The organism is Nitratireductor sp. J20-h4 (assembly GCF_056780505.1).
The window spans coordinates 2,813,711-2,827,505 of sequence record NZ_CM165557.1 but is presented as its reverse complement, the minus strand read 5'-3'; the positions used below and the strand labels follow the sequence as shown (position 1 = coordinate 2,827,505).

At 65.4% G+C, this 13,795-nt stretch carries 14 protein-coding genes; 9 read left to right on the top strand and 5 right to left on the bottom strand.

Annotated elements, in window-relative coordinates; genetic code table 11:
- Nucleotide 1: 1 nt before the first annotated feature.
- From ACT2B0_RS13750 to ACT2B0_RS13735, 4 genes are read right to left on the bottom strand one after another with little or no spacing between them, the layout of a single operon-like run.
- Nucleotides 2–673 carry a LutC/YkgG family protein gene (locus tag ACT2B0_RS13750; protein WP_473458375.1) on the bottom strand — a complete coding sequence of 224 codons (672 nt, stop codon included), beginning with the start codon at nt 671–673 and terminating at the stop codon, nt 2–4.
- On the bottom strand, nt 670–2,106 hold the full coding sequence (locus tag ACT2B0_RS13745; protein ID WP_473458373.1) for a LutB/LldF family L-lactate oxidation iron-sulfur protein: 1,437 nt from the start codon (nt 2,104–2,106) through the stop codon (nt 670–672). Before ACT2B0_RS13745 ends, ACT2B0_RS13750 begins: the two co-directional genes overlap by 4 nt.
- Nucleotides 2,107–2,128: 22 nt before the next feature.
- Nucleotides 2,129–2,902 (bottom strand): (Fe-S)-binding protein, encoded by a 774-nt coding sequence (locus tag ACT2B0_RS13740; RefSeq protein WP_473458371.1) that lies wholly within the window; start codon nt 2,900–2,902, stop codon nt 2,129–2,131.
- A complete protein-coding gene (locus tag ACT2B0_RS13735) occupies nt 2,899–3,699 on the bottom strand; it encodes a FadR/GntR family transcriptional regulator (RefSeq protein ID WP_473458369.1) in 801 nt (266 codons plus the stop codon). Before ACT2B0_RS13735 ends, ACT2B0_RS13740 begins: the two co-directional genes overlap by 4 nt.
- 172 nt (nt 3,700–3,871) lie before the next feature.
- Here ACT2B0_RS13735 and ACT2B0_RS13730 point away from each other — a divergent pair, with 172 nt between their 5' ends.
- Entirely contained in the window at nt 3,872–5,173 is a 1,302-nt protein-coding gene (locus ACT2B0_RS13730; RefSeq protein WP_473458368.1) for a DUF3422 family protein, read from the top strand.
- Nucleotides 5,174–5,207: 34 nt separating this feature from the next.
- Here the strand turns inward: ACT2B0_RS13730 and ACT2B0_RS13725 are convergent, their stop codons facing one another.
- Nucleotides 5,208–6,203, bottom strand: a complete 996-nt coding sequence (locus ACT2B0_RS13725; protein WP_473458366.1) for a LysR family transcriptional regulator — start codon at nt 6,201–6,203, stop codon at nt 5,208–5,210.
- A 254-nt stretch (nt 6,204–6,457) separates the two neighbouring features.
- Here ACT2B0_RS13725 and ACT2B0_RS13720 point away from each other — a divergent pair, with 254 nt between their 5' ends.
- The 8 genes from ACT2B0_RS13720 (at nt 6,458) to ACT2B0_RS13685 (ending at nt 13,783) form a co-directional block, all read left to right on the top strand.
- Complete coding sequence (locus ACT2B0_RS13720) at nt 6,458–7,954, top strand: FAD-linked oxidase C-terminal domain-containing protein (protein ID WP_473458364.1); 1,497 nt, start codon at nt 6,458–6,460, stop codon at nt 7,952–7,954.
- Between the two features lie 100 nt (nt 7,955–8,054).
- Nucleotides 8,055–8,309, top strand: a complete 255-nt coding sequence (locus tag ACT2B0_RS13715; protein ID WP_106570706.1) for an AbrB/MazE/SpoVT family DNA-binding domain-containing protein — start codon at nt 8,055–8,057, stop codon at nt 8,307–8,309.
- The gene (locus ACT2B0_RS13710) at nt 8,306–8,713 is read left to right on the top strand and encodes a type II toxin-antitoxin system VapC family toxin (protein WP_473458362.1); all 408 of its coding nucleotides are present in this window, start codon (nt 8,306–8,308) and stop codon (nt 8,711–8,713) included. Before ACT2B0_RS13715 ends, ACT2B0_RS13710 begins: the two co-directional genes overlap by 4 nt.
- Nucleotides 8,710–9,945 carry a glycolate oxidase subunit GlcE gene (gene glcE, locus ACT2B0_RS13705; protein WP_473458360.1) on the top strand — a complete coding sequence of 412 codons (1,236 nt, stop codon included), beginning with the start codon at nt 8,710–8,712 and terminating at the stop codon, nt 9,943–9,945. Before ACT2B0_RS13710 ends, glcE begins: the two co-directional genes overlap by 4 nt.
- A gap of 11 nt (nt 9,946–9,956) precedes the next feature.
- Entirely contained in the window at nt 9,957–10,337 is a 381-nt protein-coding gene (locus ACT2B0_RS13700) for a DUF4870 family protein (protein ID WP_473458358.1), read from the top strand.
- A 117-nt stretch (nt 10,338–10,454) separates the two neighbouring features.
- Entirely contained in the window at nt 10,455–11,762 is a 1,308-nt protein-coding gene (glcF, locus tag ACT2B0_RS13695) for a glycolate oxidase subunit GlcF (protein ID WP_473458356.1), read from the top strand.
- A gap of 512 nt (nt 11,763–12,274) precedes the next feature.
- Nucleotides 12,275–13,249, top strand: a complete 975-nt coding sequence (locus tag ACT2B0_RS13690) for a Bug family tripartite tricarboxylate transporter substrate binding protein (protein WP_473458354.1) — start codon at nt 12,275–12,277, stop codon at nt 13,247–13,249.
- 84 nt (nt 13,250–13,333) lie between these two features.
- Nucleotides 13,334–13,783, top strand: a complete 450-nt coding sequence (locus ACT2B0_RS13685) for a tripartite tricarboxylate transporter TctB family protein (protein ID WP_473458352.1) — start codon at nt 13,334–13,336, stop codon at nt 13,781–13,783.
- Nucleotides 13,784–13,795 lie beyond the last annotated feature (12 nt).

Below are 13,795 nucleotides of genomic sequence, written 5' to 3'. Positions count from 1 at the left end.
CTCAGCCGACGACGATCAGGTGCAGGGCGCGCGGGCCGTGCGCGCCTAAGATGATCTTCTGCTCGATGTCGCCGGAGCGCGACGGGCCGGTGACGAAATTGACGGTGCGCGGCATGCGGCCCTTGCCGAATTTGCGCCGCAGGCTGGAAAGCACGGTTTCCAGGTCGCCGGCGATGTCCCTGGCGTCGATCACCACGATATGGTGCTCGGGCAGGAAATTCACCGTGGACGGATTGTCCTTGCCCGACAAAAGCGCCACCGTTCCGGTTTCCGCGATGCCGGCGAAGGCATGGCTGACGCCGACCTCGTCGAACCCGTCCGACGGTCCATATTTCAGTTCCAACGATTTCAGCTTGTCCCAAGGCATCGCCTTCAACCGGCGGTCGGCGCCCATGCGCACGGAGGCGGGCAGGTTTCTGGAGCGCAGATAGTCCGAGACGATTTTCGGCACGCGCTCGGGCGAGCGTACGCGCGTCACGCTCGCCGCCACCGCCTCGGCCATCTGGCAAAACAGCTTGACCTTGTGGGCGTCGCTGCCCTGGCCACGCTCCGGCACGATGCCTTTCGGCGGTTTGGCCAGTCGCTTGGCGACCGTCTCGCGCCGGGTGGTATCGTCCGTGCCGGCGCCCAACGTTTTGCGCAGCTTGCCCATGATCGCATCGCGCGCGCTCATGCCAATGCTCCCTGCTTGCGGCTTTCGCGCTCGCGCCATTGCTGCATGAAGGTCCGGCGTTCCGGGGCGGGCAACTCGCGATGCCTGGTCCAGCCGCCGGCGAGAGGCAGGAACGAAAACCGTTTTTTTCGTCCGCCGAACAGGGCGAGCAGCGGGATCGCCATCGAGGCGGCGAAATTGTAGAGCCTCGGGCGCTTGGCGAAGGCGGCCCAGATTTTCAGGCCGTAGCGCTGCGTGGCCGGATTGAGGCCGCGCTCGAACTCGCGTTCGCGCCAGTGCCGCATCATCTTGGGCAAGGGGATGCGCATCGGGCACACGCTTTCGCAGCGGCCGCAAAAGGTGGACGCGTTGGGCAGATGTCCGCCCTGGTCGACGCCGATCAGCGAGGGGGTGAGAACCGCGCCCATCGGGCCTGGATAGACCCAGCCGTAAGCGTGGCCACCGACGGCGTGGTAGACCGGGCAATGGTTCATGCAGGCGCCGCATCGTATGCAGCGCAGCATGTCCTGGAACTCGGTGCCGAGCATCGAGGTGCGGCCATTGTCGAGCAGGATCACATGATATTGCTCCGGTCCGTCCGGATCGCCCTTGCGGCGTGGCCCGGTCGACAAGGTGGTGTAGACGCTCATGTCCTGGCCGGTCGCCGAGCGCGCCAGTACGCGCAGGATCTGGCTGACGTCGTTGAGCGTCGGCACGATCTTCTCGATCGAGGCGACCACGATGTGCACGCGCGGCAGGAGCTGGGTCAGGTCGCCATTGCCCTCATTGGTGACGATCACCGAACTGCCGGTTTCGGCGACGAGGAAGTTAGCGCCGGTGATGCCGATTTCGGCCTCGAAATACTGGGCGCGCAACACGCGGCGCGCCTCGTCGAGCAGGGTTTCGGGTTCGGTCAGGTCGCGATCGGCGGGCAGATAGTCGTGGGCGCGGCGGAAGTCGGCCTCGACCTGATCCTTGTTCACATGCACCGCCGGCGCGATGATGTGGCTTGGGTGCTCGTTGCGCAACTGAATGATGTATTCGCCGAGATCCGTTTCCACCGCCTTGATGCCGGCGAGCTTGAGGAAATCGTTAAGCGCGATTTCCTCGGTGATCATCGACTTGCCCTTGGTGACGGTGCGGGCGTTTTGCATGCGGCAGATGTCGAGCACGATGCGGCGCGCATCCTCCGCCGTTTCGGCCCAGTGCACCTGGCCGCCGGATTCCGTCACCTTCTCCTCATAGGCCTCCAGATAGAGGTCGAGATGGGCGAGCGTATGATCCTTGATGTCACGGGCGGCGTCGCGCAGCGCGTCGAACTCGGGCAGCGCGTCGACAGCCTTGCGGCGCTTGTCGATGAAACCGGCACGCACATTGCCGAGTGCTTTTTGGAGCTGGGCGTCCGCGAGCGCGTGGACCGCGTTCTGCTTGAATGTCGGTGAGGTGACTTCCATGGCGTTCAGCCCCGTGGATGGATTAACCCTTGCCGCCGATCGGCGCGGTGTCCGTCATGCCGGCGAGGACTTCGGCGACATGGCGCGTCTCGATCGCCGAGCCCTGTCGTTTCAGCTTGCCGGCCATGTTCATCAGGCAGCCGAGATCGCCGGCCAGAAGCAGGTCGGCCCCGCTCGCCTCGATGGTTTGCGTCTTCTTCTCCACGATGGCGTTCGAGATGTCGGCATATTTGACGCAGAACGTGCCGCCGAAGCCGCAGCACACGTCGGGATCCTGCATTTCCTTCAGCGTCAGCCCCTCGACCGAGGCGAGCAGCGCGCGCGGCTGGGCGGCGATGCCGAGTTCGCGCAGGCCGGAACAGGAATCGTGATAGGTGATCGTGGCGGTGTGGCGGGCCGTGACCGCGCCGAGGCCCATGACGTCGGTCAGGAAGCTTACCAGCTCGTGCACCCGGGCCGAAAACGCCTCGGCGCGCGCGCGCCAGTCCGGGTCGTCGGCGAAAAGCCGCGGATAATGCTTTTTCAGCATGCCGGCGCAGGAGCCCGACGGCGCCACCACATAGTCGAATTCCTCGAAGGCGCGAATGGTGTTTTGCGCGATGTCGCGCGCGTCGGCGCTGTCGCCGGAATTATAGGCCGGCTGGCCGCAACAGGTCTGCGCCATCGGCACGGCGACGTCGCAGCCGGCCTCCTCGATGAGCTTGACGGCGGCGAAGCCGATCTGGGGCCGGAACAGATCGACCAGACAGGTGACGAACAGGCCGACCTTCGGCCGCGCTTGGCTAGAATCGCTCAACGCTCGCCTCCCTGCGCGGGCTTTTGTGCGGCCGCGCGGTGCACTGTGCGCAGTCGCGAGATTTTCTGCCAGTTCTGGGTGCGTTCGGCTTCGCTCATCGCCTTCTCCACAAAATCGATATGGTCGCGCGCGGCCCGTGCGGCCCGGTCCGGGTCGCCTGCCAGGATCGCCTCGCCGATGGCGACATGCTGCTGAAGCAGCCTATCGCGCGCGTCTGGCAGCGCATAGATCAACCCACGGTTAAAAAAGACCCCGTCGGCCAAAAGCCGGTAGCACGAGCGCAGCGTGTGCAGGAGGATGATGTTGTGGGCGCATTCGCCGACAGTGTTGTGGAACTCGACGTCGAGCATGGCCTCTTGCTCGAAATCGGCGTGGCGGTGCGCCTGATGCATGCGTGCGAGAATGTCGGATAAAATGGCGCGATCGTCGTCGGTGGCGCGGGCGGCGGCGAATCCGGCGGCGATGCCCTCGATTTCGCGCCGATATTCCAGATAGTCGGCGATCGCCTTGCCGTGCGTGGCGATCAGCTCCATCACCGGCGGCGTGAACACCTCGCCGATGAGATCGGCGACGTGCGTGCCGTCGCCGTGGCGCGAGACAACCAGCCCGCGCGTCTCGAGCTGCTTGAGCGCATCGCGCAGGATCGGGCGCGAGACGTCGAGCCGGCTCGACAGATCGCGCTCGCCCGGCAGCCGGTCGCCCGGGCGCAGAACCCCCTCGAGGATCAAGTCCTCGATACGATGCACGACCTCGTCGGCGGTGCGAGCATGCTGGATTCGGGTGTAGACCTCGTTCACATGTACCGTCCGGTAGCGGGCAATCGCCCCAGTCTTAAGAAGACCGGGTGCAGTGGTCAATTTTTTTATCCACTTTGCGGGATCGTGCGGCTGCGGCGGAGGCGCCATGCCGCATGGACGGGCGGTATCGTTAGACTAAGGTAGCGGTGCCGTCGGGGAGGCGGGAACGCAGATGAACGACGAACACGCCGCAAACCGACCCGAGACCGTGCTTGCCGGCAATGTGATGGGCTTGCCGGCCTACGAGGGCCGGGCCGGCGCCCTCGGCGAGGTTCACGCTCGCCCGCATCCACCGATCGAGACGCCGCGCAGGCTCGTCCAGCTTGCCTTCATGACCGAGGGCGGCAGCACCGTCGACCACGCCGTTCTCGCCGAGCTGTCGCGACGGCTAGGCGTGGCGCCGCCGGACCGCCAGGCCCGCCACCATGCGATGAAATGGGGCCGCGGCACGCTGCGCTGGGAACGCCATACCGAATTCTCCACCTATTTCTGGGAAGGCCCGCCGAGCGGTAGGGACGAGGAAGAGGACGCGGGACCGTTCGGACACGGTTTTTCGGCGCCGGGAACGGTGATTTCGGGCGTGCGGATCGACATCCGCACGTGGGACGCGCGTGCCGAGCGGCTGATCGAAAATTTCGACCCGGCGAGCCTGTGCTATTCGCTGGTGGAAGGCGGCAAGGCGGCGGTCGCCACCGATTTCTGCCAGGATGGCGACGGCCTGACCCGCATCCTGCTTCTCGACGGCGGGCTGACCTCGGCGCGGGTGGGCGCGCTGGCGCAGCGGCTTCTCGATGTGGAGACCTATCGCACGCTGGCCATGCTCGGCCTGCCGCTGGCACAGTCCCTGTCACCGCGCATTCGCCGCATCGAGGACCGGCTGGCGCAACTGACCGGCGCAATGCGCTCGGGCGAACGCCGCGACAGCGAAGGGCTTTTGGACGAACTGACAGAGCTTGCCGCCGAACTGGAGGCGGACGCGGCGGCCAGTCTCTACCGGTTCGGCGCCAGCCGCGCCTATCACGGCATCGTGGACGAACGGCTGGCCGCGCTCGGCGAGGAGGCCGTGCCCGGCTACGACACCTGGTCGGGTTTCCTGCAAAGGCGGGTCGCGCCGGCGATGCGCACCTGCCGCTCGATCGAGGAACGACAGGCCAATCTGTCGCGCAAGCTGGCGCGGGCGGCGACCTTGCTCAGGACCTGGGTCGACGTGGAGGTGGAACGCCAGAACAGGGATCTGCTCGGCTCGATGAACCGGCGCGCCAAGCTGCAGCTCAGGCTGCAGCAGACGGTGGAGGGGCTCTCGGTGGCGGCCGTGTCGTATTACGTGGTCGGGCTTGCCGGTTATCTGGCCAAGGGCGCGGCGGATTTCGGCCTGCCGCTCAAGCCCGGGCATGCGACCGCGATCGCCGTCATGCCGGTGGTGCTGGCGGTCTGGTGGCTGGTGCGGCGTATCCGCCGCCACCATGCAGACTAGCAGCAGCGACCGGGCGGACGCGGGGCGCCTGTGCTCAAGGCCGCGTGCCGCCCGGGCGCTCGGCGCTTCCGTTCGGCTTCGACGCGTGTGCGACCGTCGCGGCGGCGACCGGTGTGGGCTCGGCATCGGCCGGCGCGGTTTCCCAATAGGGCACGGGACCGTAAAGCTCGGCCAGATAGTCGATGAATAGCCGCACCTTGGCCGGCAGAAAGCGTCGCGAGGGATAGACGGCGTGGATGGCCACGCTCTTGGACGCTGCGTATTCGGGCATGACGCGCACCAGCCGGCCCGAGGCGATCTCGGCGCCGATATCCCAGGTCGAGCGCAGGGCGAGACCCATCCCGGCGATCACCGCTTCGCGCAACACTTCGCTCGAATTGGTCTGCAGCGGCCCTTCGGCCCGGTAGACGATCGCCCCGTGCGGACCTTCGAGCCGCCAGGCCTCGTTGTTGTGCTGGGGCAGGCAAATATGCCGTTCCAGATCTTCGATCGATTGCGGCAACCCATGTTCAGACAGGTAGGACGGGGCGGCGACCAGGACGCGCTCGACCGGAGCCAGCCGGCGCGCCACGAGGCTGGAATCCGACAGTTCGGCGATGCGGATGGCAAGGTCGAACCCGTCACCGACAATGTCGACGAAATCGTCCGACAGGACGAGATTGATCGACAAATCGGGATTTTGGCGCATGAAGGCGCCGAGATGCGGCGCGATATGCATGCGCGCGAACGAGGTGGGCGCGGAAATCTTCAAGGTGCCGCGCGGCTGGGTCGAGCGTCGGGTGACGAAGGCCTCCGCCTCCTCGATGCCGGCAATGATCGCGACAACGCGCTCGTAAAAACCCTGTCCGGCCTCTGTCAGCGCGACCTGGCGGGTGGTGCGCTGCAAGAGCCTTGTGCCCAGCCGGTCTTCCAGCTTGCGCAGTCTTTTGGACACCACAGCCGGCGACAGGCCGAGTTCACGTCCCGCTCCCGACAGGCTTCCGGCAGAAACCACGCGTGAAAAAATCTCAAGATCGGCAATATTTGTCATGGAACAACATGGTCTGTTTGTCTGATCCTAATACGGTTAGGTCTATGTATGGTTCACGTTGCCGTGTGTGAAAATTTCCTGGCCCGGTTTTCGGCCAGCCGGGCTGCTTGCTATTTCCGTCTGCGGATCGCTATCAAGAGCTGCCCGGACATGAACCGTCTGTGAACAAACTCATTTCCGGACGCGATTCTGACAGATGGTTTGCCTCGCCCCGCAAAACTGGTAAACACTTTTGACCAGTTGGAGGTGAGACCATGTCCGGCCTTGTAATGCCCGAAGCGGACGCCGCGACGCTGGCGCGGCGCGCCGAAATCGTCGCCGACATGCGGATCATCGTTCCCGGCGAGGGCGTCGTCGACACGGTCAACGAGATGCGTGCCTTCGAGACCGACGGGCTGACAGCCTACCGGCAGCTTCCCCTCGTCGTGGTGCTGCCGGAGACCACGGCGCAGGTGGCGCGGATTCTCAAATATTGCGACGATCGCAACATCCGCGTGGTGCCGCGCGGTTCCGGCACGTCGCTGTCGGGCGGGGCGCTGCCTCTGGAAGACGCGGTGCTTCTGGTGATGAGCCGTTTCAACCGTGTTCTCGACATCGACTACGCCAACCGCGCGGTGATCGCGCAACCGGGGGTGACCAATCTCGCCATCACCCACGCCGTCGAACAGGACGGGTTTTATTACGCGCCCGACCCGTCCTCGCAGATCGCCTGCTCGATCGGCGGCAATGTCGCGGAGAACGCCGGCGGCGTCCACTGCCTGAAATACGGCCTGACGGCCAACAATGTGCTCGGCGTTGAAATGGTGCTGATGTCGGGCGAGGTGGTGCGGCTCGGCGGCAGCCATCTCGACGCGGAAGGCTACGACCTGCTCGGCCTGATGACGGGCTCGGAGGGACTGCTCGGCGTCGTCACCGAGATCACCGTGCGCATCCTGAAAAAGCCGGAGGCGGCGCGCGCCATGCTGGTCGGTTTTTCCTCCAGCGAGGCGGCGGGGCAGTGCGTGGCCGACATTATCGGCGCCGGTATCGTGCCGGGCGGCATGGAGATGATGGACGGGCCGGCGATCCGCGCGGCGGAGGATTTCGTCCAGGCCGGTTATCCGCTCGACGTCGAGGCGCTGCTGATCGTCGAGCTCGACGGGCCGGGCCCCGAGATCGACCACCTGATCGGCGCGGTGGAGGCGATCGCGGCCAAGAACGGCGCCGTGACGAGCCGCATCTCGACCTCGGAGGAGGAACGGTTGTCGTTCTGGGCCGGGCGCAAGGCGGCGTTTCCGGCCGTCGGGCGCATTTCGCCCGACTATTACTGCATGGACGGCACGATTCCGCGCAAGGCGCTGCCGACAGTGCTGGCCGGCATGCGTGCGCTGTCGCAGAAATACGGGCTCGGCGTTGCCAATGTGTTTCACGCCGGCGACGGCAATCTGCATCCGCTGATCCTTTACGACGCCAACAATCCGGGCGAACTGGAAAAGGCGGAGGAGTTTGGCGCCGACATTTTGCGACTGTGCGTGAAGGTCGGCGGCGTTTTGACCGGCGAGCACGGCGTCGGCGTGGAAAAACGCGACCTGATGGGCGAGATGTTTTCTGATACCGATCTCGACCAGCAGATGCGTGTCAAATGCGCCTTCGACCCGCAACATCTGCTCAATCCGGGAAAGGTGTTTCCGCAATTGCGGCGCTGCGCCGAACTCGGCCGCATGCACATCCATCGCGGCCAAATCCCGTTTCCCGACATTCCGCGGTTTTGACAGCGATGCTGCTCACGCAAAATATCCGGCAAAGGGCCGGGCACTGGCTCTTGCTTGAAAGTAAGGCAATTTCGCCTTACTTTGGCCGAGAGGTGATGCGATGACGATGCTTACGGTGACCGCCAAGGGCCAAGTGACTTTGAAAAAGGAACTGTTGAAACATCTCGGTGTCGCACCGGGGCAGAAAATCGAGGTTTATCAATTGCCCGATGGCGCGCTGTCGATCAGGGCTGCGCGGCCGAAAGGCCCGTGGGCCGATATCTATGGAATGCTGGCCGAGGAGACCGGGAACGTCGCAACGATCGAAGAGATGAATGAGGCAATCGCGAAGGGCTGGGCGGGACTGTCGAAGTGAGGATCACGGTCGACACCAATATTCTGGTGCGGATTGTCGTTCGGGACGACGTCTCTCAGGCAGACAGGGCGCTAGAATTGCTCGAGGCGGCGGAAACAGTTGTGATCCCGTTGCCCTGTCTGTGCGAATTCGCGTGGGTTCTCCTGGCGACATATGCCATCCCGCCGAACAAGGTCGCGCGGTCGATCCGGATGGTTTGCGACCGGGCCAATGTTTCGGTCGATGATGCGGCTGTGGCCGCCGGGCTGGTGTTGCTCGAGGCCGGTGGCGATTTCGCCGATGGCGCTATCGCGCTCGCTGGCGCGTCGATGGGTGGGGAAACGTTCGTGTCGTTCGACCGGAAGGCCGTAGGCTTGTTGGCAAGATCTGGAATCGATGCACGATTGGTGGACGCGATCCGATGACCGTATTTTCCCCCTCCCGCGCCGAGGACGTGCTTGCCGCCGTGCAATGGGCGGTCGGCGAGGACGCGCCGCTGGAAATTTGCGGCCACGGCACAAAGCGCGGCATTGGCCGTCCGGTGCAGAGCGAGCATACGCTCGACCTTTCCGGCCTGTCGGGCGTTACCCTTTACGAGCCGGAGGAACTGGTCCTGTCGGCCCGGACCGGAACGCCGGTTGCCGAGATCGAGGCCTTGCTGGCCGAAAAGCGCCAGCAACTTGCCTTCGAACCGCTCGATTACGGGCCGCTGTTCGGCGCGCCGGCCGGGCGCGGCACGATCGGCGGCGTACTCGCAGGCAATCTCGCCGGCCCGCGCCGCCTCAAGGCCGGGGCGGCGCGCGACCACGTGCTCGGCATCCATGCCGTGTCGGGGCGCGGCGAGGCCTTCAAATCGGGCGGGCGCGTGGTCAAGAACGTCACCGGCTACGATTTGTCGAAGGCGATGGCCGGATCGTGGGGCACACTCGCCGTCGTCACCGATACCACCTTCAAGGTGCTGCCGGCGGCCGAGACCGAAACCACGCTTGTCCTGCGCGGGCTGAGCGATGCCGACGCGGCGACGGCGATGGCCGCGGCCATGGGATCGGCCGGCGAGGTGTCCGGCGCCGCGCATCTGCCCGAAAGCGTGACCGGATCCGTGATCGCCGGCGCGCTTGCCGGCGCGGCGTCGACGCTGCTGCGCCTGGAAGGGTTCGGCCCGTCGGTCGCCTATCGCCGCGACGTGCTGACGGGCCTGTTCAAGGGCGGTGAGATCGAGACGCTCGAGGATCACGCCTCGGGCACGCTCTGGCGCGAAATCCGCGACGTGGCGCCGTTTTGCGACGGCACCGAACGCCCGGTCTGGCGCGTCTCCGTGCCGCCGACGCGCGGGCACGCGCTGGTGATGGCGCTCAGGATGCAGGCGGCGGCCGATGCCTTTTACGACTGGCAGGGCGGGCTGGTGTGGCTGCGCATGGAAAGCGAACCCGAGGCCGATATCGTGCGCGCGCTGGTTGCCGCGCATGGCGGCGGCCATGCCACCCTGGTGCGGGCGGCGCCGGCCTGGCGGTCGTCCGTGCCCGTGTTTCAGCCGCAACCGGCGCCGCTGGCTGCGCTGTCGGCGCGGCTGAAGAACCAATTCGATCCGCAAAACGTTCTCAATCCGGGGCGGATGTATCCCGCCGGCAGTTCTGTTAGCCTCGAAACGCAAGATTGAGGAGACAAACGATGAGCGACATGAATTCCAGTCCGAACGAGCCGCGCCAGACCGATCGCTGGCTCGAGGCCGGCAAGACCAACATCCAGATCATCTACGTGCTTTACCTGGTCAGCCTGGCCATCGGCGTGACGGCGCTGATCGGCATCGTGCTCGCCCATATGAACCGCGGCAAGGCCGGCGGCTGGGTGGAGACGCACTATACCTGGGCGATCCGCACCTTCTGGATCGGCGTGCTTTACGGCGTGATCTGCGTCGTGCTGGCGGTGATCGGCATCGGCTTCCTCTTGATGATCGCGGTCGCGGTGTGGGCGATCGTGCGCATCGTCATCGGCCTGCAGAAATCCTCGCGCGAGGAGCCGATCGACAATCCGGAAAGCTGGCTGATTTGAGGGCCCTCGGGGGAAGGGTCGCGGACCTGCGCGCATCGGCGGCATCGCCGCCGCCGGGCGAGACGCACCCCGCCGTGCCCACCCCTGCTTTTCTCCTTCCCCGATCCAGGACCTGACGTGCAGACCGCCTTCACCCCCGAACAGCTCGCCGATCCCCATATCGCCGAATCCGAGGCGATCTTGCGCAAATGCGTGCATTGCGGCTTCTGCACGGCGACATGCCCGACCTATGTGACGCTCGGCAACGAGCTCGACAGTCCGCGCGGGCGCATCTACCTGATCAAGGACATGCTGGAAAACGGCCGTCCGGCCGACACGGAGATCGTCACCCATGTCGATCGCTGCCTGTCATGCCTGGCCTGCATGACGACCTGCCCGTCCGGGGTCAATTACATGCACCTGGTCGATCACGCCCGCGCGCATATCGAAAAGACCTATCGCCGGCCGTTGATCGATCGCCTGACGCGACGCCTGCTCGCCATGGTGCTGCCCTATCCGGCGCGGTTTCGCGCCGCGCTGTCGCTGGCCGGCCTCGGCCGGCCGTTCGCCGGGCTTTTCCGTCGGGTCGGGTCGTTGAAGCCGCTCGGCGCCATGCTGGCGCTCGCCCCGGCACGCGTACCGAAAAAGTCCGCCTCGGTGTCGCCGGGCGTGCACGGCGCGCGGGGGCTGCGCAAGGGGCGGGTGGCGCTGCTTTCGGGCTGCGCGCAGCCGGTGCTCGATCCCGGCATCAACGATGCGGCGATCCGGCTTCTGACGCGGCTCGGCATCGAGGTGGTGGTCGCCGACGGCGAGGGGTGTTGCGGCGCGCTGGTGCACCATATGGGTCGCGAGGCGGACGCGCTGGACGCGGCCCGGCGCAATGTCGATGCCTGGACGGCCGAACTCGACAAAGGCGGCCTCGACGCAATCATCATCACCGCGTCGGGCTGCGGCACAACGATCAAGGATTACGGGTTCATGCTGCGGCTGGACCCGGCCTATGCGGATAAGGCGGCGCGCGTGTCGGCGCTTGCCAAGGACGTCACCGAATACCTGGCGGGCCTCGACCTGCCCGAACCTGCAACCCCGCCCGGCCTGACGGTCGCCTATCATGCGGCCTGCTCGATGCAGCATGGCCAGAAGATCGTCCGCGAGCCGAAGGCGCTCCTGACCGGGGCCGGCTTTGCCGTGAAGGAGCCGCGCGAGGGCCATTTGTGCTGCGGCTCGGCCGGCACCTACAACATCCTCCAGCCCGAGATCGCGGCCCGGCTGGGCGAGCGCAAGGTGAAAAACATCGAGGCGACGGGCGCGGCGCTGGTGGCGACCGGCAATATTGGCTGCATGACCCAGATTGGGGCCGGGTCCGACCTGCCGGTGGTGCATACGGTCGAACTGCTCGACTGGGCCTATGGCGGGCCGAAACCCGCCGGCGTGCCGGCCGCCTGACCAGAGCTGGCTCGAACCGACAGTCATCGTATCTGTGTCATCGTATCGATGTCCTAGCCGCGTCGTCGATGGGATGGGCGAACACCTTTTCAAAGACGCCGGCTTTGCCCCTGTGGGTTTCGCCTTTGCTGGCCTTGTCGTCCGGACCGCGGCGTCAGGGCGAATCGAACCAGCAGGCGCCGGAGCGCATATTCCTTCGCTCGGGTGAATCGCGGGGCGTATGGGCGTCCGGCCGGGACGGTGGTCCGCAGAGCCCGCGGGCGGGATAGCCGTGTCCAGATGGGCGTCCACATTTGCAGACGAGTGCCGGCGGCAACGCCGCACCGACCGAACTCGATCTACCGCAAATCCGTTTTGATCCCCGCAGATCGTTTGCCGTGGCGTTCTTCGCTGGCGTCCGTTTTCAGCCGGCATGGCGCGCCTGATCCAGCTTGACATCACGATACAAGTTGGCATTATTGATCTAATATAAACTGATCATTCAAATGTGAACAAGTTGGGGGAGTAGATTGATGAACTTAAAATCAGTTGCGAACGGTGTCGGTGTCTTGATTGGCGCGCTTTCGCTGACCCTGGGTGTCGCCCATGCTGAGTTTCCGGACCGCCCGCTGACCCTGATCGTCCCGTACGGCGCGGGCGGCGGTACCGACTACACGGGTCGCGTCGTTGCGGGCCTTCTGGAGGAAAAACTCGGGCAGCCGGTCAATGTCGTGAACCGCTCCGGCGCCATCGGGCTGGTAGGCCATACGGCGCTGACGCAGGCGGCGGCGGACGGCTATACGATCGGGGTCGTCACCTTCGAACTCGGGACATACAAGTGGCTCGGCACTTCCGAGATCACGCCGGACGACGTGACGCCCCTTGCGCTCTACAACTTCGATGCATCGGGCGTGAACGTTAACGCGGACAGCCCCTTCACCTCATTCGGTGAACTTGTGGAGGCGATGAAGGCGGAACCGGCCGGCACGTTCAAAGTCGGCGCTCCTCCCGGCGGCAACTCGCAGGCGGCGATTGCCGGCGCGCTTCTGGGGGCCGGTGTCGATCTGGGCAAGATCGTGTGGGTGCCAGTCAAGGGCGGCGCCGACGCGATGACGGAGCTGGCGTCCGGTGCCATTGATGCAACCGCGACGAGCCTGCCGGAATCCGGCCCGATGCGCGAAGCGGGCAAGGTGCGGGCCATCGCGGTCCTGTCCGAAGAGCGCAATCCCAATTTTCCCGATGTTCCCACCGTGAAAGAGCAGATCGGCGTCGAATGGACCGGCGGCACCTGGCGCGGAATCGGCGCTCCGGCCGGACTTGACGACGATGTGCGTCAGGTTCTGACCGATGCGCTGACCGACGTCCTGGAAAGCCCGCGTTTTGCCGAACAGATGGGTGAGCGGGGTTTTGGTGTGGTCGTGCGTTACGGTGACGAATTCGGCGAGTGGATGACCAACTCCTACGAGGAAACCGGCAAGACGTTCAAGGCAATCGGTCTGGTCCAGTAAACGATGCCCGACAGAGCCACGGATCACGACAAGACCGGCGAACCGCCAAAGGGCGACCGGCCCGTCTTCCGCGTTCCCGACATCGTGTCCGGGGCTCTGATCGGCCTTTGCGGCGTATATATTCTGATCGAGGCCGCAACCTACCCGCCGCGGCCCATGGACGCCTACGGCTCTGGTTTCTTCCCGCGCCTCATAGCGATCTCCATGCTGGCAGTCGGCGCGCTTCTGATCCTGACCCGGTTGCGCGCCGGCTTGCCCGCGACATCCGCGATCGCCCCGGCCTGGCGCCTGCATCCGCTTCTCAGCGCCGGATTGCTGATCGCTTTGTCGATCTTCTCGGTATTCGCCATTCAGCCGCTAGGTTTTGTTCCGACCGGCATCATCGTTGCCTTTATTTTCATGCTGGAGCGGCGAGGGCGGCCACTGTCCTCGCTGGCCTGGTCCGCCGGAGCGGTCATTGCGATCTATATTCTGTTCACGCGGGTTTTCTCGGTGACGCTGCCGGTTGGCGTCATGCCCATGGCCCTTTCGTAGCGAAAGCCACTT